The sequence below is a fragment of the Tropicibacter alexandrii genome (assembly GCF_003667315.2).
Lineage (GTDB): Bacteria > Pseudomonadota > Alphaproteobacteria > Rhodobacterales > Rhodobacteraceae > Tropicibacter > Tropicibacter alexandrii.
Window position 1 is genome coordinate 102,197 of sequence record NZ_RCTZ02000012.1, and the last position, 24,397, is coordinate 126,593.

A 24,397-nucleotide genomic window follows, 5' to 3' on the forward strand; every position below is an offset into this window, starting at 1 on the left:
GCCCGGGATTGTTAGGGACATTGAAAGACACCAAGAAGGCTTGACCCATGACCGACCTGCTCAGCGCGGACATCCAACTGATCCAGCGTATCCTTCCGCACCGTTACCCGTTTCTGCTGGTGGACCGCGTCGAAGAGATCGACGGCACGACAAGCGCGCTTGGCATCAAGAACGTCACCATGAACGAGCCGCATTTTCAGGGCCACTTCCCGGGCCTGCCGATCATGCCCGGCGTGACCATCGTCGAGGCGATGGCGCAGACCGCCGCCGTCATGGTCGGGGCCGCGCTGGACATGGCCGATAAGGAGATGAAGGTCTATTTCATGTCCATCGACAAGTGCAAGTTCCGCCGCAAGGTCGTGCCCGGCGACGTGCTGAAGATGCGCCTGACCACGCTGCGCGGCAAGCCCGGCGGAAAGGTCTGGAAATTCGGCGGTGTGGCCGAGGTCCAGGGTGAGATGGCCGCCGAGGCTGAATTCACCGCGATGATGGACCTGCCGTCTTGACCTCTGGCATCCATCCTCACGCGGTCATCGAAGACGGCGCGCAGATCGGGGCGGATGTCACGGTCGGTCCGTTCTGCCATGTCGGGCCGGATGTCGTCCTGCAGGACGGCGTGACCTTGCAAAGCCATGTGGTGGTGCAGGGCCAGACCGAGATCGGCGAGGGCACGCTGGTGCATCCTTTCGCCGTGCTGGGCGGCATCCCGCAGGACCTGAAGTTCAAGGGCGAACAATCCCGGCTGATTATCGGCAAACGCAATCGCATCCGCGAGCACGTGACCATGAACACCGGCACCGAGGGCGGCGGCGGCGTGACGCGCGTCGGCGATGACGGGCTGTTCATGGCGGGCTGTCACGTGGCCCATGACTGCCAAGTCGGCAACAACGTGATCGTGGTGAACAACGCGGCCCTCGCAGGGCATTGCGTGATCGAAGACGAGGTCATCATCGGCGGTCTGTCCGGCGTGCACCAATGGGTGCGCATCGGGCGTGGCGCGATCATCGGTGCGGTGACCATGGTCACCAACGATGTGATCCCGCACGGTCTCGTGCAGGCCCCGCGTGGCAAGCTGGACGGGCTGAACCTCGTCGGGCTGAAGCGCCGTGGCGTCGCGCGCGAGGACATCACCGCGCTGCGCGCCGCGTTCCAAATGCTAGCGCAAGGCGAGGGGGCCTTTCAGGATCGCGCCCGGCGTCTGGGCGACGAGACCAGTAGCGAGTACGTGCGCCAGATCGTCGATTTTGTGCTGGGCGATACGGACCGTTCCTTCCTGACGCCGGGGTGATCCATGCTGGCGCTGATCGCAGGACGGGGAGAACTTCCGCGCGCCGTCAAGGATGCACAGGTTCAGCCCCCTTTGGTCTGCGCGCTGGACGGTTGCCTGCCGGATCGGGTCGAGCCGGATCACGTGTTTCGGCTGGAGCATCTGGGCCGCTTCCTGCGCTGGCTCAAGCGGCGCGGCGTGCGGCAGGTCTGCATGTGTGGCGCCATCGACCGCCCAGATCTGAGCTGGCGGCGGCTGGACATGCGGACTTTGGCGCTCGTGCCGCGCATCTTGAAGGCGTTGCGGCGCGGCGATGACGGCGCCTTGCGGGTGGTGATCGGAATTTTCGAACAGCAGGGATTCGAGGTGCTGGCCGCGCATGAGGCGGCGCCCGGACTGTTGCCACCTGCAGGCATTGCGACCCTTGTGCGCCCGGCGACGATGGTCGAGGCGGACGCGCTTTTGGGCGACAAGGTCAGCATGTCGCAAGCGCAAGAGGATCTGGGCCAGTCTTGCGTGCTCCGCGACGGCAAGGTCTTGATCAGAGAGACGATTTCCGGAACCGATGCGATGCTGCGCAGCCTCGCGCAACTGGGCGCGCAGGGCGGCGTGTTTTACAAGGCGCCGAAACCGGGGCAGGAGCGCCGCGCCGACCTGCCGGTCATCGGTCCGCAAACGGCGGCGCGTTGCGCCGAGATTGGCCTCAAGGGGCTGGTGATCGAGGCAGGGGGCGTCATGGTCTTGAACCAGGCCGAAGTCATCCGCCGATTGGATGCCGAAGGCATGTTCCTTTGGGTGCGGGAGCGACCGGAATGAGGGTGTTTGTGACGGCCGGAGAGGCCTCGGGCGACAAGCTGGGCGCGGCCTTGATGGATGGGTTGCGGCAATTGGTGCCGGATGTGCAGTTTCGCGGGATCGGCGGCGAGCGCATGACCGCGCTGGGGCTGGACAGCCTGTTTCCGATGGATGAAATCAGCATCATGGGGATCGGGGAAATCCTCAAGGAATACAGGCACTTGAAAGCGCGTATTCGCGAAACGGCCGAAGCGATCCTGACCGAGAAACCGGATGTGGTGGTGACCATCGACCTGCCGGAATTTTCCCTGCGCGTCGCCCGGCTGGTCAAGGCAAAATCCCCTGAAATCAAGATTATACACTACGTTGCTCCGACGGTCTGGGCGTGGCGTCCGGGCCGCGCGGACAAGATGCGCGGGCTGGTGGACAAGGTTCTGGCGCTGCTGCCCTTTGAGCCGGACTACATGCAACGGGCTGGCATCGCGTGCGATTTCGTCGGTCACCCGGTGGTGATGGACCCGGTCGCCAGCGCCGAGGAGGCCGAGGCGTTTCGCGCGGGCCATGGCATCACCGGCGAGATGGCTTTGCTGCTGCCGGGGTCCCGGCGGTCGGAGATTTCGCGGCTTTTGCCGATTTTCCAAGAGGTTGCAGAGCGTCTTTCACATGAACGGCCGGGGCTGAAACTGGTCATCCCGGCGGCGTCCAACGTTGCGGAAACGGTCAAGGCGCAGGTGGCCGCTTGGCCGCGAACGATACCCGTAACCGTGCTCGACCCGCGTGAGGATACATCGGGGTGCATGAAGCGCGCGGCCTTCCGGGCTGCGGATGTGGCTTTGGCAGCGTCAGGGACGGTGTCGCTGGAACTGGCCGCCGTTGGGACGCCCATGGTGATTGCCTACGACATGAGCTGGCTGTCGCGCCAGATCATCGGGCGGATGCTGTTGGTGGACACCGTGACCTTGGTCAACCTTGTAAGCGAAACGCGTGAAGTTCCTGAATTCATTGGAAAGAACTGCAAACCGTCCGAGATCGCCAAGGCGGTGCAACAGGTGCTGGACGCGCCGGGTGGACAGCGCTCGGCGATGGATGTGACGATGCAGAGATTGGGTCGCGGTGGCGAGGAACCGGGTCTGCGCTCGGCTCGGGCGGTGCTGGAGTTGATTGCTTAAGTTGACGGGTTTCGCCGTGCTGCGCACGTCAACCCGCCGGGGGCTCTGCCCCCGGACCCCCGAGGTATTTTGGGACCAAAGAAGCCTTGGACGGTATTTCTGGAAGATGGCCGAATTGCAAAAGCCCCCACCGATAGGCGGGGGCTTTGTGCTTGCGATACCGGGTGTTTAGAGCAGGTCTTTGACCTTGTCTGCCACAGCCTGTGCGGTGATGCCGAACTTCTCATAGAGCACCTCGGCGGGGGCAGACGCGCCGAAGCCTTCCATCCCGACGAAGCCGGATTTCTTGGCATTGCCGCGCTCGCCGCACAGCCACTTGTCCCAGCCAAAGCGGATGCCGGCCTCGACAGCCACGCGGACGGGGCCAGCGGGGGGCAGGATGCGGCGGCGATAGGACTCGTCCTGCGCTTCGAACAGCTCCCAGCAGGGCATGGAGACGACGCGGGTGCCGATGCCCTCGGCCTGAAGCAGGTCACGGGCGGCCAGCGCGATCTCGACCTCGGAGCCGGTGGCGAGCAGGATGGCCTGACGCTTGCCCTCGGCCTCGGCCAGCACATAGGCGCCTTTTTCAACGAGGTTCGCGGTCTTATGCTCGGTGCGGACGGTGGGCAGGTTCTGGCGGGTCAGCGACAGGACCGAGGGGGTCGATTGCTGGGTCAGCGCGATTTCCCACGCCTCGGCGGTTTCCACCGCGTCGGCGGGGCGGAAGACCAGCGTGTTCGGCGTGGCGCGGCTGATCGCGACATGCTCGACCGGCTGGTGCGTCGGGCCGTCCTCGCCCAGACCGATGGAGTCGTGGGTCATCACAAACACCGTCGGCGTCTTCATCAGCGCGGCGAGGCGCATGGCCGGGCGGGCATAGTCGGTGAAGGCCATGAAGGTGCCGCCATAGGGGCGAATGCCACCATGCAGCGACATGCCGTTCATCGCGGCGGCCATGCCGTGCTCGCGGATGCCCCAATAGACGTAGCGGCCCTTGCGGTTGTCCGTGTCGAACTTGCCCATGTCGCCGGTCAGCGTGTTGTTCGAGCCGGTCAGGTCGGCGGAGCCGCCGCAGGTTTCGGGCATGACCGGGTTGATGACTTCCAGCGCCATTTCCGACGCCTTGCGGGTCGCGACCGAAGGCTTGCCTTCGGAGATCTGCTTTTTCAGCGCCTTGATGGTGGCGGACAGCTTTTTCGGGGTCTCGCCAGCCATGGTGCGGGCGAATTCCTTTTGACGGCTGTCGGATTGCTCGGCCAGTCGCGCTTCCCACTCGGCGCGGTCAGCGGCACCGCGCGACCCGGCCTCTTCCCACCACGATTTGATATCGGCGGGGATGTCGAACTCGGCGGCGGTCCAGCCCCATGCGTCTTTGGCAGCGGTGTTCTGATCGGCATTGGTCAGCGCGCCGTGGCCCTTGGATGTGTCCTGAGCGGCGTGACCCAGCGCGATATGCGTCTTGCAGGCGATCATCGAGGGCTGATTGGATTTCTTGGCAGCCGTGATCGCCGCGTCGATTTCCGCCGGGTTGTGGCCGTCGATTTCCTGCACGTCCCAGCCAGCGGCCTTGAAGCGCGCGACCTGATCGGTGCGGTCGGACAGCGAGACCTTGCCGTCGATGGTGATGTCGTTGTTGTCCCAGAAGACGATCAGCTTGGACAGCTCGTAGCGGCCCGCCAGCGCGATGGCTTCGTGGCTGACGCCTTCCATCAGGCACCCGTCACCGGCGATGACATAGGTGTGGTGGTCGACCAGCTTCTTGCCGAAGCGGGCGCGCAGCATTTCCTCGGCCATGGCAAAGCCCACGGAGTTGGAGATGCCCTGACCGAGCGGGCCGGTGGTGGTCTCGACGGCCTTCAGCAGGAAGTTCTCCGGGTGGCCGGCGGTCTTTGCGCCGGACTGGCGGAAGTTCTTGATCTCCTCCAGCGTGACCTCGGGATCGCCGCAGAGATAGAGCAGCGAATAGATCAGCATCGAGCCGTGACCTGCGGACAGGATGAAGCGGTCGCGGTCGTGCCAGTCCGGGTTCTTCGCATCGAATTTCAGGTGGTTGCCGAACAGGACCGTGGCGACATCGGCCATGCCGATGGGCATGCCGGTATGGCCGGAATTTGCCTTGGCCACGGCGTCCAGTGCCAGAGCGCGGATGGCGGTGGCGCGCATCCAGTGATCGGGGTTCGAATTGCGAAGTTCCTGGATATCCACGGTCAGGTCCTTTGGTTTCAGGGGGTTTGCGGGGTGAATACCAGCCTTTTGCGTGAGCGCAAGCATGCGGTTTGCGGGACTTCGCGCATCGGGTGAAGGACAAGGTGTAACGCATTGAAGTTATGGGGGCGCATTTTCCCGTTGTGCTTGATAAACTTTCACGAAACGAACCAATGGGCGATTCGGTCGGGACCTGTCGCGCCGGGGCGCAGGCAAGCCCCGATGGTTCGCAGGGGCAACAAGGGGGCAGCATGACCCAGATTGATGATTTGCAGGCCCGCATCCAGCGCGCGCTCGACAGGATTGCGGCGGGCGTCGACGGGCTGGCACCGGGCGGCGATGCCGAGGCGCTTGCGGCGCGCGTGGCCGAGCTGGAGGCGCAGCTGGCCGAGGCCGAGGCCGACAAGGCGGCGGCTGTCGAAGCCGCGCAAGCCGAGGCCGAGGTCAGCCGGGACAAAGCCGTCGAAGAGGCGCGCTTCGAGGCGGATCTCGAACGCAAGGCGGCCGTGTCTGCGGCGGCGGCGGCGAATTCGCAGTTGGACGAGTTGCGCGAGGAACTGGCGCAGGCGCGCGCGGCGGCGTCCGGGCCCGATGCCGAGGCGTCGGCGGAGCTTGACGCGTTGCGGGCCGAGATCGTGCGACTGGAAACCGAACTGGCGCAGGCGCAGCAGGACCAAGAGGAACTCGACGCGCTGCGCGGCGAGGTGGCTCATCTGCAGGAGATGGTCGAAACCGGCGATGCGGGCAAGGCGGCGGAACTGGACGGCTTGAAAGCCGAACTGGAAAGCTTGCGCGCGCAGGCCGAGGCGGCCCCGGCGGCCCCATCGGAGGAAACCGAGACCGAACTGGCGGAGTTGCGCGCCGAGGTGGCGCGCCTGTCGGCGCAGCAGGCTCCGGCGGAGGCGGGCGATGATGCGCTGCGCGAGGCGCTGGACGATGAAAAGATGGCCAACGCCCAGCTTGAGGAGCGCCTGAGGGTGCTCAAGGCGCGCATGGACGACTGGCAGGCCGGTCAAACCGCCGCGACCGCACCCGATCTCGCGGCGCTGGATGCGGAGTTGCAGGCGCTTCGGGCGGCCAACGCTTCGTTGCAGGATATCGTGGCGTCCTTGCGGGCGGCGAATGCGCAGGGGGTCGGCGATGCGGAGTTGATCAACCGGGCGCTTGAGGCGGAGCTGGACGCGATGCGCGCCGCCCGCGCGGCGGAAAGCGCCGAGGTGCGCGCGGTGCTCGGCGCATTGGAGCCGATCCTCGCCGAAAGCGATGAACACGCGGAAGGGGTGGCGTGATGAGCCAGAAGGAAGTGCAGATCGGCATTGGCGGACGCACCTTCGAGGTGGCCTGCCAGGATGGCGAGGAACAATACCTGCAGCATGCGGCCAGTCTTCTGGATCAGGAGGCACAGGTATTGGTAACGCAGATCGGGCGCATGCCCGAGGCGCGGATGCTGCTGATGGCGGGATTGATGCTGGCGGACAAGACCGCAGGTCTTGAGGAACAGCTGAAGGAATATGACGACCGGTTGTCGGCGCTTCAGGCCGAGTTGGCGGATCTGAAGAGCCGCCCAGCACCGGAGCCGCGCGAGGTCGAGGTGCCGCGCATTCCCGAGGCGGTGACCGAGGCGATGGCCGAACTGGCCGCGCGGGCGGAAAGCATCGCCGACACCGTCGAAGAGCTGAAGGCCGGGTAAACACCCGTCCCGGGCTTGACCCGGGACCTCTTGCCTAGACATGAGAAAGCCCCGGCTGTCATGGCCGGGGCTTTACTATGCGTTGTGTCCTGCGCTCAGCCCTTGTTGGCTTCGCGGATCTTCTCGGCGGCGTCCTTGTCATAAGTCACGCCGTTATCCTCCAGCAGCTTGTCCAGCTCACCCGACAGGGTCATCTCGGTGATGATGTCGCAGCCGCCGACGAACTCGCCCTTGACGTAAAGCTGGGGGATGGTCGGCCAGTCGGAATAGTCCTTGATGCCTTGCCGGATGGCGTCATCCGACAGCACGTTCACGTCGAGGTAATCGACGCCCATGTAATTCAGCACGCCCGCGACGCGGTTGGAAAACCCGCATTGCGGCATGGACTTGGTGCCCTTCATGAACAGCACCACGTCGTTGGCTTTGACGGTTTCGTCGATCCGTGCGTTTGCGTCAGTCATCGTCTTGCTCCTGCTCGCGCTGTCGGCGGGCTTGTCTGAGGTAAGGTGTAAGTGCGCCATATGTTATGACGCCGACCAAGGCCAAGGCAAAGAGCATTGGCCAAGTATTGGCGAGGAACTGGATCAATCCGGCGCCTTCGTGGTTAGGGCGAGGGCATGAAGCGCCCCGTTGGGGCCGTCCATCTTGCCCTTGAGGGCGGCATAGACGGCGCGCTGTTGCTGGACGCGGTTCATGCTGCGAAAGCTTTCGTCGACGACCATGGCGGACATGTGCACGCCGTCGTCACCCTCGACCACGATTTTCGCATCCGGGAAGCTTTCGCGAAGCAGATCCTCGAGTTCCTGCGCGTGCATGGGCATGTGGGGCGTCTCCGGTTTGGCTGTTTTGGCTGAGCGTTTCGGTAGAGATTTAGGACGTGTGAGGGGCAGGTGCAAGGTGATCCCGCGGTCCCGGCTACGCCGGGGCAGGCTCAGCGGCCCTCCTCCTGTCCTCCTCCCGGACCCGGGAGGAGGGACCGTGTGGCTGGCCGACCCCGTCCCTCAGGCGTCGAGCGTGATCCAGACGGGGACATGGTCGCTGGGTTTCTCGCGGGCGCGGATGTCCTTGTCGATCTGGCAGTCGGTCATCAGGTCGGCGGCCTGCGGGGTCAGCAGGAAATGGTCGATGCGGATGCCGTTGTTCCTTTGCCATGCGCCGGCCTGGTAATCCCAGAAGCTGTAATGGCCGGGGCCTTGGGTGCGCGCGCGGAAGGCCTCGGTGAAACCTAGATTGACGATCCGGCGGAAGGCCGCGCGCGATTCCGGCCGGAACAGGGCGTCCTCGGTCCATTGTTCAGGCTTGGCGGCGTCCTCGGCCTGCGGGATGATGTTGTAGTCGCCAGCCATCAGCGCCGGCATTTCCTCGGCCAGAAGGTCTCGGGCGCGGGCTTCGAGGCGCGCCATCCAGGCCAACTTGTAATCGTATTTCGGCCCCGGCACCGGATTGCCGTTGGGCAGGTAGAGGCCACAGAGCCGGATGGCGTGCTTTGGCCCCACCACTGTCGCCTCGATCCAGCGGGCCTGATCGTCATCAGCGTCACCGGGCAGGCCTCTTGTCACATCTTCGAGGGGCAGTTTGGACAGGATGGCGACACCGTTGAAGCTCTTCTGCCCATGGGTCGCCACATTATAGCCGCGCTCTGCGAAAGGTTCGTGGGGGAAACCCTCGTCGACGGACTTTATTTCTTGGAGGATCGCCACGTCTGGCTGGGCCTCGTCCAGCCAGTCCGTCAACGCGCCGAGGCGCGCCTTGATGCCGTTGATGTTGAACGTCGCGATTTTCATGGGCGCCTCCGGTTTGTCCAACCTCAAAGCGGTTGGCGGCGGCGGGGTCAAGAGTGACGCGCGGTTTTGCCCTGCGAGGGCGGCCGGACGCGGGCCGGTTTGCACGGTCGAACGAATCGAAGCTGCATTCGATTCGGCGGGTTTGCTTGTTTGCAAATCCGGGGCCGGCTGCAAACAATTATCTTATCCACAAGAAATGGTTGCATGTGGACAGGCCGCATTGTCGCGACACGGGAAACACATGCCGCAGCTGCAGCCTGTGGAAAAACTGTTTATTAAACAACCTTAACAAGAATTAACTTTTATGCAAACAATTTTCTCGAGCAATCTGACCTGGCAATCAACGCAGTCACTCATCAACACACACATGGAGTTACGCCAATGTCCGCTCAGATTAAGCACAGCACCCGTGAACAATTCGTTGCCCGCGGTGAAACCAGCGCCCTGACCGGCGAGTCCGTCGAGATGTTCACCTCCTGGTCGGGTCCGGTTTCGGGCGAGATGGACGGCGGCGAGGCGGTCGAAGCCTTCACCAGCTGGTCGGGTCCGGTGACCGGCGACGCCAACACCGGCGGTGCGGTCGAGGCCTTCACCTCGTGGTCCGGTCCGGCGACCGGCGACGCGACCGACGGCAGCAACGTCGAGGCCTTCACCTCGTGGTCCGGCCCGGCGACCGGCGACGCGACCGACGGCAGCAATGTCGAGGCCTTCACCTCGTGGTCCGGCCCGGTGACCGGTGACGCGACCGACGGCAGCAGCGTCGAGGCGTTCACCTCGTGGTCCGGCCCGGCAACCGGCGACGCGACCGACGGCAGCAACGTCGAGGCCTTCACCTCGTGGTCCGGCCCGACCACCGGTGACGCGACCGACGGCAGCAATGTCGAAGCCTTCACTTCCTGGTCCGGTCCGACCACCGGCAAGACCGATGACGGTGCCGCTGTCGAGGCCTTCACCAGCTGGTCCGTCAAGGCCTGATCCAAGCGAACCCGGGCGGGGCGCGATGCGCTTCCCCAGAGATAACAGGAGGTTACACTCATGAGTAATGTTATCCAGCTGACCGTCCCGTCCCGGATTGCGCCACTGGAAGCGCGGATCACCGCGCTTCTGGGCAGCTTCGCCACCAAGCGGCGCATCAGCGATGATGTGTTCTGGCTCAAGGAAAACGCGGAGCTTTTGAACATCCTGGAATGCACGGGCCATCACGTCCCCCATCAGGCGCTGGCCGTGCATGCCGGGTTCTATGAGAACGCCCTGAAAAAGTTGCAGTTCTTCCCGCAATACTACCGGTTCCTGCTGTCGCTGGTGCTGGATCTCGAAGAGTTGGGCATGCCCGGCGACATGGCAGAGCGCATGTGCGTCTTTGCCGCCCGCGAAGGGCTGCCGCAAGCGGAACTGTCGGATTTGCAGCGGGCCGAGGCACGTCGCCTTCTGACGCGAAGGGGCGTCAGGTCTGACACGGATTGTGGTCTGGATGACCGGCTTCGTGACTTTGCCGGTCGTACCGCGACGTTCAAACTGCCGAACAAGAAGGCAGCATACGAGTTAACCCATATCGTGTACTATCTGTCGGAATACGGACGGCGCGATCCCCGGATCGGCGCGGAGGCGATGCAGAGCCTGCATTTCGCCGGGATTACCGCATTCCTCGACCAGAACGCCGATTTGCTCGCCGAAATCTGCATCGCGATGATCTATGCGGGGGACACACCCCCGACCGCCTGGACCGACTGGCTGGCGCAGGCCCGCGCCGGGTTCATGGTCGAGACCGGGCCGGGCGTGCCGGTGCAGGACGACTACCACGAATGGTTCGTGTGCAACTGGCATGCGGCGGTCGTGGGCGAAGAGACATTCCGCAAGCCCGCCACCGATGACCGGATGCGCTTTGAGCGCGGGCCGCGCAACGGGCACGCGCTGCGCGAGATCAGCCAAGCCATGCTGGCGCTGGACGAGGCGCGGTCGGGCGACTGGCAGCGCATGCGCATCCGGATGGAACCGGACCTGTCCCCCGAGGCGCGCGACGTGCTGGCGATTGCCGCACAATCCAGCGCCTTGTTCGAAGAGTATTTCGCGGGCTTTGCCCGGGCAGGGCTGGCATGATCCGGGGCGCGACATTGGGGGCGGCGCTGGTCGTCCTCTATACCGGCATGATGGCCGCCGCAGACGGCATCACCAAGATGATCGCTGGCGGCTACGAGGCTCCTCAACTGTTCGTCCTGTCGTCGCTGATCGTTGTCGGGCTGACGGTTTGCTATGGCCGTGTCTCCGGGGAGGCATCGTTTCGCCTGCGCTCCAAGCGCGCGATGGCGGTGCGGTCGGGGCTGACGGTGGTCGCCTCCATCGCGTTTTTCATGGCGTTTCGGCTTCTGCCCTTTGCGGATGTGTTCCTGTTCATTGGGCTGATCCCGCTAATCGCGGCGGCCTTGTCCGGGCCGGTTCTGGGCGAGGCGCCGCGCCCGCTGGCTTGGGCGGCTTTGTCGCTGGGCGGTGCGGGGATGGTGTTCCTGATGCCGGGCGGGCTTTCGGGCATGCAGGCGGGCCATGTCTGGGCGCTGATCGCTGCGGTGACCGGCACTGGCTCGATGCTGGCGGCACGGGTGATCGCCAAGGTCGAACGCGCGCCGCTGGCACAGGTGTTCTGGCCGAACATTGCGCTTCTGGCGGTGATGGGGGTCTGGCTGCCCTTCGTGTGGCAACCGATGGACCTGACGGATCTGGGCTGGGTCGCCGCCTATGCGATGGCCATCTTCGCGGCGCGCTATGTCGTGGCCGAGGCCTTGCGCCTGTTGCCCGCCTACGTGGCCACGCCGCTGATGAACCTGCAATTCGTCTGGATGGTAGCCATCGGCCTGTTTGCCTTTGGCGAGGTCCCGACCATCGGCACCGTCTTGGGGGTGACGCTGGTCATCGTGTCGGGCCTGTGGCTGGTGCTGGACGAACGGCTGGCGCGCAGCCGCGCCGCCGTCCTGCCAGCCGAGTGATCAGATCGAGAACGAGGTGCCGCAGCCGCAACTGGACGTGGCATTCGGGTTCTCGATGACAAATCGCGCGCCGATCAGCTCATCGGCGAAATCGATCACCGCGCCGGTCAGGAAGGGCAGGGAGACAGGGTCCACCACCACCTTTTCGCCCTGCGCCTCAAGCACAAGGTCGTCACCGGCGGGATTGTCGAGCTTGATGTCATACTGAAAACCGGAACAGCCGCCGCCTTCGACTGCGACGCGCAGGGCCTTTCCCTGCTCGCCTGCGCCGATTTCGGACAGGCGGGCAAAGGCGCGCTCGGTCACTTGGGGGGGCAGTTGCATTGCGGTCTCCGTGGTCTGTCAGTGGTTTAACTATCCAACACCGTGCAATATAAGCGCGACAAGGACAGGCCACAAGGAGCGCGAGACAATGCGCCAGCCCCATGCATGTGATCCCGCCACCGCGCGCGGTCGTCGCCACCCGGAAGAAGAAAGCGCATTCCGGTCCTGTTTCCAGCGCGACCGTGACCGCATCATCCATTGCAGCGCCTTTCGCAGGCTCAAACACAAGACACAGGTCTTCGTCGAACACGAGGGTGATTTCTACCGCACCCGGCTGACCCATTCGATCGAGGTCGCGCAGGTCGGGCGGACCATCGCCGGGGCCTTGGGGTTGAACATCGACCTGACCGAGGCGGTGGCGCTGGCGCATGATCTGGGCCACACACCCTTCGGTCACACCGGCGAGGACGCGCTGGACGAACTGATGGCGCCGTGGGGTGGGTTCGACCACAACGCCCAGAGCATCCGGATCGTGACTTCGCTGGAGCGGCATTATGCGGAATTCGACGGGCTGAACCTGACATGGGACACGCTGGAAGGCATTGCCAAGCACAACGGCCCGGTGCCCGACCCGCTGCCCTATGCGCTGTCGGAATACAACGCGTTGCATGATCTGGAACTGCACACCCATGCCAGCGCCGAGGCGCAGGTTGCGGCGTTGTCCGACGACATCGCCTACAACAACCACGACCTGCATGACGGTCTGCGCGCGGGCCTGTTCACCGAGGATCAGATTGCCGGGCTGCCCATCGTGGGCGAGGCCTATAAAGAGGTGGACCGGCTCTATCCCGGTCTCGACGCCTACCGGCGCCGGCACGAGGCGCTGCGCCGCGTCTTTGGCGCCATGGTCGAGGACCTGATCGACACGTCGCGGGCCCTGCTGGACGGCGTCGCGCCAGCGGATGCTAGCGCGATCCGCCATGCGGGCAAGCCGGTGATCGCGTTTTCGCAAGGCATGTTCGACGATCTCAAGCAAATCCGCAGCTTTCTTTTCTCCAACATGTACCGCGCGCCCCGGGTCATGGCGCAGCGCGCCCGCGTGACCACGGCGCTGATGGATTTGTTCCCGATCTACATGAACGACCCGCGCCTGCTGCCCTTGCGCTGGCAATCGGGCGAGGTCGACCTGACCGACGAAGCGGGCGTGGCGCGCTTGGTGGCTGATTACATCGCTGGCATGACCGATCGCTACGCGCTGCAACAACACGCTAGGTTTACCGGCACGGATATTCTGCGCGACGTCGGGGATACCGGGCTTCCCGAGACCTGACCTTTGTGGCACAGGGCCCGCATGGGTTCAGGTCAGGGATGGGCAGGTGTTCGGCGTTTCGCGTTTCAAGGGCAAGGTGATCCTGATCGCCGGGGCAGAGCACCCGGTGGGCGCGTCCCTGTCCGAACGGCTGGCCCGGTTCGGCGCGCGGGTGGTGGCGGTCGGCTGGTCGGACGTGGCGCTGCTTGACCTTGCCGCGCGCTCACCTTCGCGGATCGAGACGCTAGCCTTGTCGCAGGGACGGCGCGACGTGCTGGAACTGTTGCGCGATGCATGGGGGGAAGAGCCCTTGCACGGCTATATCGACCTGATGCCGATCCTCGAATCCGACCGCAACCTGTCCGCGCGCAATGCATTCGACCAAAGCGCGGGGCTGGCGCGGGCGATGACGCTTGGCCTGCGGGCCGGGCATGCGCGCGCGGTCATGGCGATCCCGCAGGCGTCGGGCCAAGCACCCGAGGCCGAGCCGCATGGCGCAGGCCATGTCGCCCTGATGCAGCGCATCGCCGAGGATATCCGCCCCGCGCGCCTCGTCGGGCTGAGCCTGCCGGGGCCGGGGTTCGACTGGACCGAGAAGGCCTGCGTTTCCGCCGGTGACACGATCCTGACGCTGTCGCATGATGTCTCGCGCGGAATCCGGGCCGGGACTGTCGTCGATTGGGACAATGGACGCAGCTGAGCATTGGTCTTTGTCCCGCGCAGGTCTAACTTGTTGTCGAGACACTAGAACAAAGGGTCAGGGATGGCGACGGAACCGGTGACGGGCTTGGATGCGGTGTTGGCATTCTCGCTTGTGGGGGCTTTGGGGGTGGGCAGCCAATGGCTGGCCTGGCGGCTGCGATTGCCGGCCATCGTGTTGATGCTTGCAGCGGGGCTGATCATCGGCCCGGCCACGGGGGTGCTGGATCCCGGCGCGCAATTCGGGGATATGTTATCCCCGATGATTGCCATCGCGGTGGCGATCATCCTGTTCGAAGGCGGCCTGACGCTGAACCTGCGCGGCCTGTCGGATGCGGCGGTGGGGGTGCGACGGCTGGTGCTGATCGGCGCGCCGCTGGGTTGGCTGGCATCGAGCGCGGCCTTGCATTACGTGGCGGGTCTCAGTTGGGAGGGCGCGGCAGTCTTTGGCGGCATCATGATCGTCACCGGCCCGACGGTGATCGCGCCCCTGCTGCGGCAGGCGCGCCTGCAAAAGCGCCCCGCGAACCTCCTGCAATGGGAAGCTATAGTGAACGACCCCGTGGGCGCGCTGGCGGCCGTGCTGGCCTTCGAGGTGGTGGTCGTCCTGCAGACCGCGACCGGGGTTGGCCACGCGGTGCAGACGCTGGGGCTGGGTATCTTGTTTGCCAGCGTGATCGGGGTCGCGGCGGGCTGGGGAATCGTCACCGCCTTCCGCAAGGCCTTGGTGCCGGAATACATGAAGGTGCCGGTGCTGTTCGTCGTGTTGCTGGTGGTCTTTGCCGGGGCGGACACGCTGTTGCACGAAAGCGGCCTGCTGGCGGTGACCATCATGGGTCTGTATATCGCCAATGCGCATCTGCCCAGTTTCACCGAATTGCGCCGGTTCAAGGAGCATGCGACGATCCTGCTGGTCTCGGGCGTGTTCATCCTGCTGGCCGCCAATATGAGTTGGGAGACGCTGAGCATTCTGGACTGGCAGGCCGCGGCCTTTGTGCTGGTGGTGGTGCTGGTGGCGCGTCCGTTGCCGGTGCTGATCGCGCTCGCCTTTTCCAATGTGCCGTGGAAGGAACGCCTGCTGGTGGCCTTCACCGGGCCGCGCGGCGTGGTGCTGGTCGCTGTCGCCGGGCTGTTCGGCGAACGCTTGGTGGAGCTGGGTATTCCAGATGCTGACCGGATCGCGCCGCTGGCCTTTGCGCTGGTGGCGGCGACGGTGGTGTTGCACGGCTTTACCCTGACGCCATTGGCGCGGGCGCTGGGGCTGAACGCGGCGAACAAGCCCGGCGTGCTGATCGTCGGCGGATCACGCTGGTCGATCGCGTTGGCCGAGGCGCTGAAAAAGCTCGACCTACCGGTGATGATCGCCGATCCGAACCACGCCTATCTGCGCGCCGCGCGCGAGGCTGGGATCGATACCTTCTTTGGCGATATCCTGTCCGAGGTGGCCGAGCACCGCATAGACCATGTGGCCTATGAAAAGGTGATCTGCGCGACGGATAATGACGCCTACAACACGCTGGTCGCCACCGATATCGCGCCGGAATTCGGTCGTGACAACGTGTTCCAGTTCAAGCGCGTGAAACAGGACAGCACCCGCCACGCCCTTCCGCCGACACTGGGCGGGCGGGCCATCGGCGCGGATGAAACCTATTTCGAGGCCAATGCCCGTCTGTCCGAAGGCTGGGAGTTCCGCGTGACCAAGCTGTCGGAGGAATTCACCTTGGATCACTGGCGCGAGATGTACCCGGAGGCCATCCCCGTGGCCGATCTGGGCCCGAACGGCACGCTGCGACTGCTGGGCGGAAAACGCGAACCCAAGGATGGGGCTGGCGTGCGGATCGTGTCGCTGGGGCCGGTGCGTCCGGAGCGGGCCGAGGGACAGGCCTAAGCGCATTTGACCCCGGCGGCAGGCGTGATAGAGGACGTTCCAAAGTTGGAGCGACCGATGAACCTGTTTTCCGATATCCGCGCGCTGGTGATCGCCTCGATCGAGGCGCTGCAATCCGAGGGCACCTTGCCCACGGGCCTGACCCTCGATGCCGTCACGACCGAACCGCCGCGTGACCCGGCCCATGGCGATATGGCGACCAATGCCGCGATGGTGCTGGCCAAACCGGCCAAGATGAAGCCGCGCGACATTGCCGAGGCGCTGGCGGTAAAGCTGTCCGCCGACGACCGGATTGCCAGCGCCGAGGTGGCCGGGCCGGGGTTTCTGAACCTGCGGCTGGCCAACAGCGTCTGGCGGGGGCTGCCGGGTGCGATCCTGAAGGCGGGCACCGAATACGGGCGCTCGACGATGGGGCAGGGGCTCCGTGTCAACGTCGAATATGTCTCCGCCAACCCGACCGGTCCGATGCATGTGGGCCATGCGCGCGGCGCGATCGTGGGTGACGCGATGGCCAGCTTGCTGGCCTATGCGGGCTATGACGTGACCCGCGAATACTACATCAACGATGGCGGCGCGCAGGTCGATGTGCTGGCGCGCTCGGTCTACCTGCGGTATTTGCAGGCCCACGGCCAAGACGTCGAATTCGCCGATGGCACCTATCCCGGCGAATACCTGATCGAGGTCGGCGAGGCGCTGAAGGCCAAGGTGGGCGATGCCTATCTGGACAAGGGCGAAGACGTCTGGCTGGCCGATGTCCGCGAATTCGCCACAGACGCCATGATGGCGCTGATCCGCGAGGACCTCGCGGCGCTTGGCGTGCACATGGATCACTTTTTTTCCGAAAAGTCGCTTTATGGCACGGGGCGGATCGAGGCGGCGATCGACAGCCTGCGCGACAAGGGCCTGATCTATCGCGGCGTGCTGGAACCGCCCAAGGGCAAGACGCCCGAGGATTGGGAACCGCGCGAACAGACCCTGTTCAAGTCCACCGCCCATGGCGACGACGTGGACCGCCCGATCATGAAATCGGACGGCTCGTGGACCTATTTCGCCCCCGACATCGCGTACCACTATGACAAGGTGCAGCGTGGCTTCGACATGCTGATCGACATCTTTGGCGCCGATCACGGTGGCTACGTCAAACGTATGAAGGCCGCCGTCAGCGCGCTGTCCGAGGGCCGCGTGCCGCTCGACATCAAGCTGATCCAGTTGGTCAAGCTGTTCAAGAACGGTGAGCCGTTCAAGATGTCCAAACGGGCCGGGACCTTCATCACCCTGCGCGATCTGGTCGAGATGGTGGGGGCCGATGTGGCCCGGTTCCACATGCTGACCCGCAAATCCGACGCGGCGCTGGATTTCGACTTCGACAAGGTGGTCGAGCAGTCCAAGGAAAACCCGGTTTTCTATGTCCAATACGCCCATGCCCGGATCTGCTCGGCGCTGCGCAAGGCCGCCGAGGCCGGTGTCGACGTCTCCGATGCGACGCTGGCAGAGGTGACGCCGGACCTGAGCCATACGGCCGAGGTCGCCTTGGCCGCCAAGCTGGCGGAATGGCCGCGTCTGGTGGAAATCGCCGCGCGCACGCATGAACCGCACCGCATCGCCACCTACCTGTCGGAACTCGCATCCGACCTGCACGGGTTGTGGAATCAGGGCAAGGACACGCCAGAGATGCGCTTTGTCCAGGATAGCCCCGATGCCACACAGGCGAAAATTCTGCTCGTACGCGCCACGGCGGTTGTGATTTCCGCCGGTCTTGGTATCTTGGGCGTGACGCCGGCAGAAGAAATGCGCTGACAAAAGCCACTCTGCCGCGTCTGGACAGGCAATGTGCGCGGGCCTTCCCGCGCCCCATTCAAGAGCAGACGTTCTGACAGGGCACCCTGTCAGGAGACAAGAGGCAGAGATGGCGGATTACACCTATGACGGGGCCTATCGCGGGTCCCATGAAGGGGCTTATCGGGCCCCTGCGTCCCGTGGGGGGGCGTCTTTCGCGAATATCGCCGGTGCGGTGGTATCGCTGGGTCTTGTGGTGGGTGTTGGCGTCTGGGGGTATGGCGTGATGTCGCGCGATGTGTCGGGGGTCCCGGTGGTGCAAGCCATGGCCGGGCCGATGCGCGTGGCACCGCAGGACCCGGGCGGCGAATTGGCCGATCATCAGGGGCTTGCGGTCAATGCCGTGGCAGGCAATGGCGCCGCCGAGGCGCCCGCCGACCGGTTGGTTCTGGCCCCGCGCCCGGCGGGGCTGGGTGCCGATGACGTGGCGCTTGGGGCTTTGACCTCCGAGGAGGCGAAGCCGCCCGTGCCCGCCTCCATGGCGACCAATGCCGAGATCATAGAGCTTTCGGCCCCCGAGATCGCAGAAGACGACCCGGTTCAGGCGCTCGCCAACCAGCTGGCCGCCGGGGCGGCACCGCTTCAGGACCTCGATATCGAGGATGCCCCGCAGGTGGTGACCGAACTCAACGACTCGCTGGCCGAGGAGGTCGACGAGCCGATCTATACCGGGCCGGGTCTGGCGCGCAGCTTGCGTCCGCGCCTGCGGCCCACCGGCCTGAGCCAAGTCGCGCCGGTTTCGGTCGATGCGGCCGTGGCGGCCGTCGCCGCGCCGATGACGCAGGAACTGGACGTGGCCAGCATCGAGGCCGGCACGCGGCTGGCGCAGATCGGGGCCTTTGACAGCGTCGAGAGCGCGCGCGCCGAATGGCAGCGGCTCGAGGGGCGGTTCGGCGACTATCTCGACGGCAAGAACCGCGTCATTCAAAAGGCATCGAGCGGGGGGCGGACTTTCTACCGCCTGCGCGCCGAGGGCTTTGCCGATCTCAGCGATGCTCGCCGCTTCTGCGCGTCCTTCGTGGCGCAGAATGTCGACTGCATCCCCGTGGTGCATCGGTGAGCCGTTTCGCCGCGGCCATCTATGGCTGCGAAGGAGAACGTCTGAGCCATGACGAGGCGCGCTTCTTTGCCGAGGCGCGCCCCTTCGGTTTCATCCTGTTCAACCGCAACCTTGGCGGGCGCGCGCAAATCCGCGCGCTGTGCGACGACCTGCGGCAGGCGGCGGGATATGATGCGCCGATCTTCATCGATCAGGAGGGCGGGCGCGTGCAGCGCCTGCGCGCACCCTTGGCCACCGACTGGCTGCCACCTTTGGAGGATGTGCAGCGCTTCGGCCCACGGGCCGAGCGCGCGATGGAGTTGCGCGCGCAGATCATCGCGCTTGAACTGCGGGGCTTGGGTCTAAGCGGCAATTGCGTGCCCTGTCTGGACATCGCGCGGCCCGACACACATCCCGTGCTGCGCAATCGCTGCTACGGAGAAGACCTTGAGACGGTTGTGAAAATCGGTCGCGCGGTGCTGCGTGGCACGCAGGCGGGCGGGGTCTTGCCGGTGATCAAGCACATGCCGGGCCATGGATTGGGCACGCTGGACAGCCATCTGGAATTGCCGCGCGTGACGGCCTTGCTGGACGCGTTGGACCGCACCGATTTCGCCGCGTTCAAGGCCTTTGCCGATGCGCCGCTTGGCATGTCGGCGCATCTGGTGTTCGAGGCGCTCGACCCGCGCCCGGCGACGATCTCGCCGGTGATGATCGGGTTGATCCGCCAGCGGATCGGCTTTGACGGCCTGTTGATGACCGACGACATCAGCATGGAGGCGCTGTCCGGCAGCGTGGCCGAGCGGGGGCGCGCGGCGCTGGATGCGGGTTGCGATCTGGTGCTGCACTGTAACGGCGATCTTGACGAGATGCGCGCCCTGCACGGTGCCATTGATCGCATGACAGAAGCGGCACAAACCCGCGCGCAGGCTGCGCTTGCGACGCGGGCCTACCCCGCCAATCTTGACATCGCGCACCTGAGATCAGAGTTTGACGCTTTGTTGACCAGCGCCACCGCATGACAGAGACCGACCCTCAGGACAGCCTTCCCCTTTCCGTGACAGACCGCCTCGCCGCCGAGGCGTTCGTCATCGACGTGGACGGGTTCGAGGGGCCGCTGGACCTGCTGTTGAACATGGCGCGCACGCAGAAGGTCGATCTGCGCAAGATTTCGATCCTCGCGCTGGCGCGGCAATACCTCGCCTTTGTCGAGCAGGCCAAGGCGCTGCGGCTGGAACTGGCGGCGGATTATCTGGTGATGGCGGCGTGGCTGGCCTTCCTGAAATCCCGCCTGCTGCTGCCCCCGGACCCGACCGAAGAAGGCCCGTCGGGCGAGGAACTCGCCGCGCATCTGGCCTTTCAGCTGGAACGCCTGCAAGCCATGCGCGAGGCTGCCGCGCGGCTGATGGCGCGCGACCGGCTGGGGCGCGACTTCTTTGCGCGCGGCCTGCCCGAGGACATGCAGCGCGTGCGCCGGGTGCGCTATACGGCGACGCTGGTCGACCTGATGAAGGCCTATTCCCGCATCCGCACCCGCGACGAATTCCGCCCCTTCGTGATGGACCGCGACAAGGTGTTCACGATGGAGCAGGCGCTGGAGCGGATGCGCGGGCTGATCGGTTTCGCCGGCGAGTGGACGGACCTCGGCAGCTACCTGCCCGACGGGTGGGAGGATGACCCGGTGAAATGGCGCAGCGCCACGGCGGCGACCTTTGCCGCCAGTCTCGAACTGGTCAAGGAAGGCAAGGCCGTCCTGAAACAAAGCGATACCTTTGCGCCGATCCACGTGCGCCGCAGGGAGAGCCGCAATGAGTGAGATCGAGCCCGCCGACAGCCTGTTCGACGCGCCGCCCATGGCAGAACAGGAACGCATGGTCGAGGCGATCCTCTTTGCCAGCGCCGAACCCGTGACGGTCAAGGAATTGTCCGACCGGATGCCGCATGGCTGCGACGCGGGCGCGGCGCTTGTGCATCTGGAAAAGCGCTATGAGGGGCGCGGCGTACGGCTCGTGCGTGTGGGCGAGGCTTGGGCCTTTCGCACCGCGCCGGACCTTGGCTTCCTGATGCAGCGCGAGACGGTCGAACAGCGCAAGCTGTCCCGCGCCGCGATCGAGACGCTGGCGATCATCGCCTATCACCAGCCTGTCACTCGCGCCGAGATCGAGGAAATTCGCGGCGTGTCCGTGTCGCGCGGCACCGTCGACCAGTTGCTGGAAATGGACTGGATCCGCTTCGGGCGCCGCAGGCTGTCGCCGGGGCGGCCCGTGACCTTTGTGGTCACCCAGACCTTCCTTGACCATTTCGGGCTGGAAAGCGCGCGCGATCTGCCGGGGCTGGCGGAATTGCGCGCCGCCGGTCTGCTGGAAAGCCGCCCCGCGCCGTTTGGCAGCAGCCCGGACGACGACGATGACGAGGTCATCGACGACGAGGGGCAGGGCGACATGTTCGAGGATTAGGCCCGTCCCGGCAGGGTGCAGAAAACACCCGGTCGGGGCCTGAAATCCGCCGTGTTTCCTGCTATATTGGTGCAAAAGCAGTGAGGCAGGACATGAACGCGAACCAGATTTTCAACATGATCATGCGCATGGTGATGCGCAAGGCGATCAACAAGGGCATCAATGCCGGGGTCAAGAAGATGGGCCGGGGCGGTGGCGCAGCCCGCGGTGGCGCATCCGAAGGTGGCGCCGACACCAAGAAACAGATCCGGCAGGCGCGCCGCGCCGCGAAACTGGCGCAGCGTGGCGGTCGGATGTGATCAGCTCTTGAAATGTTTGGACAGTTTCAGGCCTTGCCCTTGGTAGTTCGAGGCAATTCCCGACCCATAAAGCTGGGCGGGAATTTCCGACATGCGTTCATAAACGAGCCGCCCGACGATCTGCCCGTGTTCCAGCACGAAAGGCGCCTCGTGGCAGCGGACCTCCAGCACGCCGCGCGCGCCTGAGCCACCCGCCGGGGCATGGCCGAAACCGGGATCGAAGAACCCGGCATAATGCACGCGGAACTCGCCGACCATCGCCAGATAAGGGGCCATTTCGGCGGCATAGCCCGGTGGGATATGCACCGCCTCGCGGCTGACAAGGATATAGAACGCGCCGGGATCGAGGATCAGCTGCCGCTCGGTGCTGTGCAGCGGGTCCCAGAAATCAGCGGCGTCATAGGCGCCGATCCGATCAAGGTCGATCACGCCGGTATGCGGTTTGGCGCGGTAGCCGACAAGGTCGCCCGCGCCCGGTTCTAGATCGACGGAAAAACCCAAGCCCTCGCCGATCACCGGGGTGCCGCCCGACACCAGCGTCTGCGCCTCGTGCAACTGCGCCAGTTCTGAATCGGTCAGAACCGAGCGGCCACGGCGAAACCGGATCTGGTTCAGCCGCATGCCGGGGCGCACCAGCACGGAAAACGAACGGGGGCAGATCTCGGCATAGAGCGGGCCGTCATAGCCCTGCGGAATGCGGTCGAATTCGACCCCGCCATCGGTGATGACACGGGTCAGCAGGTCAAGCCGCCCGGTCGAGCTTTTGGCATTGGCGATGGCTTGGATGTCGTCGGGCAGGCTGAGATGTTCCATCAGCGGTACGACATAGACGCAGCCTTTTTCCAGCACGGCCCCGGGGCCAAGGTCGATGCGGTGCATCTCGAACTCATCGAGCCGGTCGGCAACGCTGCGGCCATGTCCGGCAAGGAAAGAGGCGCGCACGCGGTAGGCGACGGTGCCCAGCCGCAGGTCGAGGCTGGCGGGCTGGATCTGCCCCTCGACAAAGGGCTGGTCCGCGCCAAGCGCCTTGCTGGCGATCAGGCTTTCGATCTGCTGGCTGGCCAATACCCCGGTCATGTGCCTCTCCTCGTTGGGTATCAAGGCTTTAGCAATGGCTGCGCCCGAGGGGAAGCAGATACGCGAAAGCCCCGCACGAGGCGGGGCTTTTCAGGGTGTTTTGGTCGGGCTAGCAGGACTCGAACCTGCGACCTTCCGTCCCCCAGACGGACGCGCTACCAGGCTGCGCTATAGCCCGACTTGTGCGCCGTTCATACTGGTTTTCAGGGCAGGGGCAAGCCCTTGCGGCAGAAAATTTTCGCTCAGTTGGTGCGGGCTTCGACGCCGCGTTCCGCGAGGGCGCGCAGGGCCGGAAGATGTTCGGCCAAGGCGTCGCGCTGCGCGGTCGAAAGACCGTTCAGGCGGGCGATCCGGTCCAGCAAGCCCCGGGGCGCGGCATCGGGCCGCGCCGGTTCTGGCTCGGACGGGGCGGGGGCCTCGGCAAAGAAGTCGCCCGGCTCGGACAGGGGCTCTGCCTCCGGTTCGCTGGCTTCCGGCAGGTCCGACGCCTCGGGCGATTCGGATGCTGTGACATCCACAGGCGCGCTGTCACCCTCGGGGAGCGCCGCAGGCTCGGCGCCTGCATCTTCGCTGGCACGCGGGTCTGGCGCCTCGGCGGCCTGATGCGCGACAGAATCACCGTCTGCTGGCGGGGTAATGGGCGCCTCGAAGCCCGTGTCGTCGATCATCTCGGCAGCTTCGGGCTGTGCCTCAAAGGCGGGTTGTGCGGGTTCTTGAGCCTGAGAGAGCGGGGGCGTGTCGTCCTCGACCGCCGGACTGTCCAAGCTGTCGTCGCTGGCAACACCCTCCGGCTCGGGCGCCTCTTCCACCTCGGACACCGGGTCCGCGACCATCGGTGTCGAAGGCTCATCAGTGGAGCCCGCGTCGGTTTCGGCGCGGAAGGCCACCACCTCGCCCGTCATATCCTCGACCTCGGTGAAGGGCGCGTCCTCGATCATTTCGGCACCTTCATCCTCGTCCACGGGGTCCGACAGGGCCGAGACATGCTTGACCCCCTGTTCGCGCAGCACCTTCTGCACGCCCTTGATGGTCATCCCGTCATCATGCAGCAACTTCTTGATTCCGCCCAACAATTCCATGTCGGCCGGGCGATAGTAGCGGCGGCCACCGGCGCGTTTGACGGGTTTGACCTGCGTGAACTTGCTTTCCCAGAAGCGCAGGACATGGGCCGGAGTTTCCAGCCAGTCCGCCACTTCGGTGATCGTGCGGAACGCGTCGGGAGACTTGGGCATGACCTGCCTCGCCCTCAGCCCTTGTTGCCGGCGGCGACGCGGTCCTTCATCAGATGCGATGGACGAAATGTCAGGACGCGGCGCGGCTGGATCGGGACCTCTTCGCCGGTCTTGGGGTTGCGACCGACGCGGGCGGCCTTTTCGCGGACCGAAAAGGTGCCGAAAGACGATATCTTGACCTGCTCGCCATCGACCAGTGCGTCGGACATATGTTGCAGGACAGCCTCGACCAAATCGGCGCTTTCATTGCGCGACAGGCCCACCTCGCGAAACACCGCTTCGCTCAGATCCATGCGTGTCAGGGTCTTGTCGCCCATACCTTCATCCCCCTCGATGTTTGGCGCCAGCTTAATGATGCCAAAACCCAAGTCAATATCAATGGCTTGCGGGACGGAATTTAGGCGAATTTCGAGGCAAATTACGCGCGA

General features: G+C 65.0%; 26 protein-coding genes and 1 tRNA gene. 18 read left to right on the forward strand and 9 right to left on the reverse strand.

What is annotated here, in order from left to right:
* Positions 1-47: 47 nt before the first annotated feature.
* The 4 genes from fabZ to lpxB are packed head-to-tail and all read left to right on the forward strand — an operon-like array spanning position 48 to position 3,231.
* The gene (gene fabZ / locus D8Z78_RS15725) at positions 48-506 is read left to right on the forward strand and encodes a 3-hydroxyacyl-ACP dehydratase FabZ (RefSeq protein ID WP_121631852.1); all 459 of its coding nucleotides are present in this window, start codon (positions 48-50) and stop codon (positions 504-506) included.
* Positions 503-1,288 carry an acyl-ACP--UDP-N-acetylglucosamine O-acyltransferase gene (gene lpxA, locus D8Z78_RS15730; RefSeq protein WP_121631853.1) on the forward strand — a complete coding sequence of 262 codons (786 nt, stop codon included), beginning with the start codon at positions 503-505 and terminating at the stop codon, positions 1,286-1,288. The genes fabZ and lpxA overlap by 4 nt, the downstream gene beginning before the upstream one ends.
* Before the next feature lie 3 nt (positions 1,289-1,291).
* The gene (locus D8Z78_RS15735) at positions 1,292-2,083 is read left to right on the forward strand and encodes an LpxI family protein (protein WP_121631854.1); all 792 of its coding nucleotides are present in this window, start codon (positions 1,292-1,294) and stop codon (positions 2,081-2,083) included.
* On the forward strand, positions 2,080-3,231 hold the full coding sequence (lpxB, locus tag D8Z78_RS15740) for a lipid-A-disaccharide synthase (RefSeq protein WP_121631855.1): 1,152 nt from the start codon (positions 2,080-2,082) through the stop codon (positions 3,229-3,231). Before D8Z78_RS15735 ends, lpxB begins: the two co-directional genes overlap by 4 nt.
* A gap of 168 nt (positions 3,232-3,399) precedes the next feature.
* On the opposite strand, the gene tkt is transcribed toward lpxB, so the two are convergent.
* Entirely contained in the window at positions 3,400-5,376 is a 1,977-nt protein-coding gene (tkt, locus tag D8Z78_RS15745; protein WP_420824324.1) for a transketolase, read from the reverse strand.
* A gap of 293 nt (positions 5,377-5,669) precedes the next feature.
* On the opposite strand from tkt, the gene D8Z78_RS15750 reads away from it, so the two are divergent.
* Both D8Z78_RS15750 and D8Z78_RS15755 read left to right on the forward strand, forming a co-directional pair.
* Positions 5,670-6,707: a coiled-coil domain-containing protein gene (locus D8Z78_RS15750; protein ID WP_128910803.1), complete on the forward strand. Its 1,038-nt coding sequence runs from the start codon at positions 5,670-5,672 to the stop codon at positions 6,705-6,707.
* On the forward strand, positions 6,707-7,108 hold the full coding sequence (locus D8Z78_RS15755) for a cell division protein ZapA (RefSeq protein ID WP_121631859.1): 402 nt from the start codon (positions 6,707-6,709) through the stop codon (positions 7,106-7,108). The genes D8Z78_RS15750 and D8Z78_RS15755 overlap by 1 nt, the downstream gene beginning before the upstream one ends.
* A 95-nt stretch (positions 7,109-7,203) precedes the next feature.
* Here D8Z78_RS15755 and grxD read toward each other — a convergent pair whose 3' ends face one another.
* The 3 genes from grxD to xth form a co-directional block, all read right to left on the reverse strand.
* The gene (gene grxD, locus D8Z78_RS15760; RefSeq protein WP_121631860.1) at positions 7,204-7,569 is read right to left on the reverse strand and encodes a Grx4 family monothiol glutaredoxin; all 366 of its coding nucleotides are present in this window, start codon (positions 7,567-7,569) and stop codon (positions 7,204-7,206) included.
* 123 nt (positions 7,570-7,692) lie between these two features.
* Positions 7,693-7,929, reverse strand: a complete 237-nt coding sequence (locus tag D8Z78_RS15765; RefSeq protein ID WP_121631861.1) for a BolA/IbaG family iron-sulfur metabolism protein — start codon at positions 7,927-7,929, stop codon at positions 7,693-7,695.
* 180 nt (positions 7,930-8,109) lie between these two features.
* Positions 8,110-8,892, reverse strand: coding sequence for an exodeoxyribonuclease III (gene xth / locus D8Z78_RS15770; RefSeq protein WP_121631862.1), 783 nt, complete (start codon positions 8,890-8,892; stop codon positions 8,110-8,112).
* Between the two features lie 381 nt (positions 8,893-9,273).
* Here xth and D8Z78_RS15775 point away from each other — a divergent pair, with 381 nt between their 5' ends.
* From D8Z78_RS15775 to D8Z78_RS15785, 3 genes are read left to right on the forward strand one after another with little or no spacing between them, the layout of a single operon-like run.
* Positions 9,274-9,867, forward strand: coding sequence for a DUF6749 family protein (locus D8Z78_RS15775; RefSeq protein WP_128910804.1), 594 nt, complete (start codon positions 9,274-9,276; stop codon positions 9,865-9,867).
* A 60-nt stretch (positions 9,868-9,927) separates the two neighbouring features.
* The gene (locus D8Z78_RS15780) at positions 9,928-10,989 is read left to right on the forward strand and encodes a DUF6902 family protein (RefSeq protein WP_121633723.1); all 1,062 of its coding nucleotides are present in this window, start codon (positions 9,928-9,930) and stop codon (positions 10,987-10,989) included.
* A complete protein-coding gene (locus D8Z78_RS15785; protein ID WP_121633725.1) occupies positions 10,986-11,870 on the forward strand; it encodes a DMT family transporter in 885 nt (294 codons plus the stop codon). The genes D8Z78_RS15780 and D8Z78_RS15785 overlap by 4 nt, the downstream gene beginning before the upstream one ends.
* On the opposite strand, the gene D8Z78_RS15790 is transcribed toward D8Z78_RS15785, so the two are convergent.
* Positions 11,871-12,194: a HesB/IscA family protein gene (locus tag D8Z78_RS15790; RefSeq protein ID WP_121633727.1), complete on the reverse strand. Its 324-nt coding sequence runs from the start codon at positions 12,192-12,194 to the stop codon at positions 11,871-11,873.
* Positions 12,195-12,282: 88 nt separating this feature from the next.
* On the opposite strand from D8Z78_RS15790, the gene D8Z78_RS15795 reads away from it, so the two are divergent.
* The 9 genes from D8Z78_RS15795 to D8Z78_RS15830 all read left to right on the forward strand — a co-directional run bounded on the left by D8Z78_RS15795 (position 12,283) and on the right by D8Z78_RS15830 (position 21,660).
* Positions 12,283-13,464: a deoxyguanosinetriphosphate triphosphohydrolase gene (locus D8Z78_RS15795; protein WP_121633729.1), complete on the forward strand. Its 1,182-nt coding sequence runs from the start codon at positions 12,283-12,285 to the stop codon at positions 13,462-13,464.
* 46 nt (positions 13,465-13,510) lie between these two features.
* Positions 13,511-14,143, forward strand: a complete 633-nt coding sequence (locus tag D8Z78_RS15800; RefSeq protein ID WP_121633731.1) for an SDR family oxidoreductase — start codon at positions 13,511-13,513, stop codon at positions 14,141-14,143.
* A gap of 63 nt (positions 14,144-14,206) precedes the next feature.
* On the forward strand, positions 14,207-16,030 hold the full coding sequence (locus D8Z78_RS15805) for a cation:proton antiporter (protein WP_121633733.1): 1,824 nt from the start codon (positions 14,207-14,209) through the stop codon (positions 16,028-16,030).
* Positions 16,031-16,087: 57 nt separating this feature from the next.
* Positions 16,088-17,827 (forward strand): arginine--tRNA ligase, encoded by a 1,740-nt coding sequence (gene argS, locus D8Z78_RS15810; protein ID WP_121633735.1) that lies wholly within the window; start codon positions 16,088-16,090, stop codon positions 17,825-17,827.
* Between the two features lie 109 nt (positions 17,828-17,936).
* A complete protein-coding gene (locus D8Z78_RS25005; RefSeq protein ID WP_240672146.1) occupies positions 17,937-18,926 on the forward strand; it encodes an SPOR domain-containing protein in 990 nt (329 codons plus the stop codon).
* Positions 18,923-19,927: a glycoside hydrolase family 3 N-terminal domain-containing protein gene (locus tag D8Z78_RS15815; protein ID WP_240672147.1), complete on the forward strand. Its 1,005-nt coding sequence runs from the start codon at positions 18,923-18,925 to the stop codon at positions 19,925-19,927. Before D8Z78_RS25005 ends, D8Z78_RS15815 begins: the two co-directional genes overlap by 4 nt.
* Positions 19,924-20,721, forward strand: coding sequence for a segregation and condensation protein A (locus tag D8Z78_RS15820; RefSeq protein ID WP_121633739.1), 798 nt, complete (start codon positions 19,924-19,926; stop codon positions 20,719-20,721). The genes D8Z78_RS15815 and D8Z78_RS15820 overlap by 4 nt, the downstream gene beginning before the upstream one ends.
* A complete protein-coding gene (gene scpB / locus D8Z78_RS15825) occupies positions 20,714-21,361 on the forward strand; it encodes an SMC-Scp complex subunit ScpB (RefSeq protein WP_121633741.1) in 648 nt (215 codons plus the stop codon). Before D8Z78_RS15820 ends, scpB begins: the two co-directional genes overlap by 8 nt.
* A 92-nt stretch (positions 21,362-21,453) precedes the next feature.
* Entirely contained in the window at positions 21,454-21,660 is a 207-nt protein-coding gene (locus D8Z78_RS15830; RefSeq protein ID WP_121633743.1) for a hypothetical protein, read from the forward strand.
* Here D8Z78_RS15830 and D8Z78_RS15835 read toward each other — a convergent pair whose 3' ends face one another.
* From D8Z78_RS15835 to ihfA, 4 genes are all read right to left on the reverse strand, one after another.
* Positions 21,661-22,737, reverse strand: coding sequence for a 2'-deoxycytidine 5'-triphosphate deaminase (locus tag D8Z78_RS15835; RefSeq protein ID WP_121633745.1), 1,077 nt, complete (start codon positions 22,735-22,737; stop codon positions 21,661-21,663).
* Between the two features lie 101 nt (positions 22,738-22,838).
* Positions 22,839-22,915 (reverse strand) — tRNA-Pro (locus D8Z78_RS15840).
* A gap of 64 nt (positions 22,916-22,979) precedes the next feature.
* Complete coding sequence (locus D8Z78_RS25010) at positions 22,980-23,969, reverse strand: MerR family transcriptional regulator (protein WP_240672148.1); 990 nt, start codon at positions 23,967-23,969, stop codon at positions 22,980-22,982.
* 14 nt (positions 23,970-23,983) lie between these two features.
* A complete protein-coding gene (gene ihfA / locus D8Z78_RS15850) occupies positions 23,984-24,286 on the reverse strand; it encodes an integration host factor subunit alpha (protein WP_121633747.1) in 303 nt (100 codons plus the stop codon).
* Positions 24,287-24,397: the final 111 nt, after the last annotated feature.

What these genes read in the sequence shown, in the direction of transcription:
- fabZ (WP_121631852.1), top strand. Translation starts at nt 48, where the DNA reads ATGACCGACCTGCTCAGCGCGGACATCCAACTGATCCAGCGTATCCTT.
- D8Z78_RS15780 (WP_121633723.1), top strand. Translation starts at nt 9,928, where the DNA reads ATGAGTAATGTTATCCAGCTGACCGTCCCGTCCCGGATTGCGCCACTG.
- D8Z78_RS25005 (WP_240672146.1), top strand. Translation starts at nt 17,937, where the DNA reads ATGGCGGATTACACCTATGACGGGGCCTATCGCGGGTCCCATGAAGGG.
- tkt (WP_420824324.1), bottom strand. Translation starts at nt 5,376, where the DNA reads ATGCGCGCCACCGCCATCCGCGCTCTGGCACTGGACGCCGTGGCCAAG.
- D8Z78_RS15805 (WP_121633733.1), top strand. Translation starts at nt 14,207, where the DNA reads ATGGCGACGGAACCGGTGACGGGCTTGGATGCGGTGTTGGCATTCTCG.
- D8Z78_RS15750 (WP_128910803.1), top strand. Translation starts at nt 5,670, where the DNA reads ATGACCCAGATTGATGATTTGCAGGCCCGCATCCAGCGCGCGCTCGAC.
- scpB (WP_121633741.1), top strand. Translation starts at nt 20,714, where the DNA reads ATGAGTGAGATCGAGCCCGCCGACAGCCTGTTCGACGCGCCGCCCATG.
- D8Z78_RS15735 (WP_121631854.1), top strand. Translation starts at nt 1,292, where the DNA reads ATGCTGGCGCTGATCGCAGGACGGGGAGAACTTCCGCGCGCCGTCAAG.
- D8Z78_RS15795 (WP_121633729.1), top strand. Translation starts at nt 12,283, where the DNA reads ATGCGCCAGCCCCATGCATGTGATCCCGCCACCGCGCGCGGTCGTCGC.
- grxD (WP_121631860.1), bottom strand. Translation starts at nt 7,569, where the DNA reads ATGACTGACGCAAACGCACGGATCGACGAAACCGTCAAAGCCAACGAC.
- D8Z78_RS15775 (WP_128910804.1), top strand. Translation starts at nt 9,274, where the DNA reads ATGTCCGCTCAGATTAAGCACAGCACCCGTGAACAATTCGTTGCCCGC.
- xth (WP_121631862.1), bottom strand. Translation starts at nt 8,892, where the DNA reads ATGAAAATCGCGACGTTCAACATCAACGGCATCAAGGCGCGCCTCGGC.
- D8Z78_RS15820 (WP_121633739.1), top strand. Translation starts at nt 19,924, where the DNA reads ATGACAGAGACCGACCCTCAGGACAGCCTTCCCCTTTCCGTGACAGAC.
- D8Z78_RS15785 (WP_121633725.1), top strand. Translation starts at nt 10,986, where the DNA reads ATGATCCGGGGCGCGACATTGGGGGCGGCGCTGGTCGTCCTCTATACC.
- D8Z78_RS15765 (WP_121631861.1), bottom strand. Translation starts at nt 7,929, where the DNA reads ATGCCCATGCACGCGCAGGAACTCGAGGATCTGCTTCGCGAAAGCTTC.
- D8Z78_RS15835 (WP_121633745.1), bottom strand. Translation starts at nt 22,737, where the DNA reads ATGACCGGGGTATTGGCCAGCCAGCAGATCGAAAGCCTGATCGCCAGC.
- D8Z78_RS15830 (WP_121633743.1), top strand. Translation starts at nt 21,454, where the DNA reads ATGAACGCGAACCAGATTTTCAACATGATCATGCGCATGGTGATGCGC.
- D8Z78_RS15790 (WP_121633727.1), bottom strand. Translation starts at nt 12,194, where the DNA reads ATGCAACTGCCCCCCCAAGTGACCGAGCGCGCCTTTGCCCGCCTGTCC.
- ihfA (WP_121633747.1), bottom strand. Translation starts at nt 24,286, where the DNA reads ATGGGCGACAAGACCCTGACACGCATGGATCTGAGCGAAGCGGTGTTT.
- D8Z78_RS25010 (WP_240672148.1), bottom strand. Translation starts at nt 23,969, where the DNA reads ATGCCCAAGTCTCCCGACGCGTTCCGCACGATCACCGAAGTGGCGGAC.
- lpxB (WP_121631855.1), top strand. Translation starts at nt 2,080, where the DNA reads ATGAGGGTGTTTGTGACGGCCGGAGAGGCCTCGGGCGACAAGCTGGGC.
- argS (WP_121633735.1), top strand. Translation starts at nt 16,088, where the DNA reads ATGAACCTGTTTTCCGATATCCGCGCGCTGGTGATCGCCTCGATCGAG.
- D8Z78_RS15755 (WP_121631859.1), top strand. Translation starts at nt 6,707, where the DNA reads ATGAGCCAGAAGGAAGTGCAGATCGGCATTGGCGGACGCACCTTCGAG.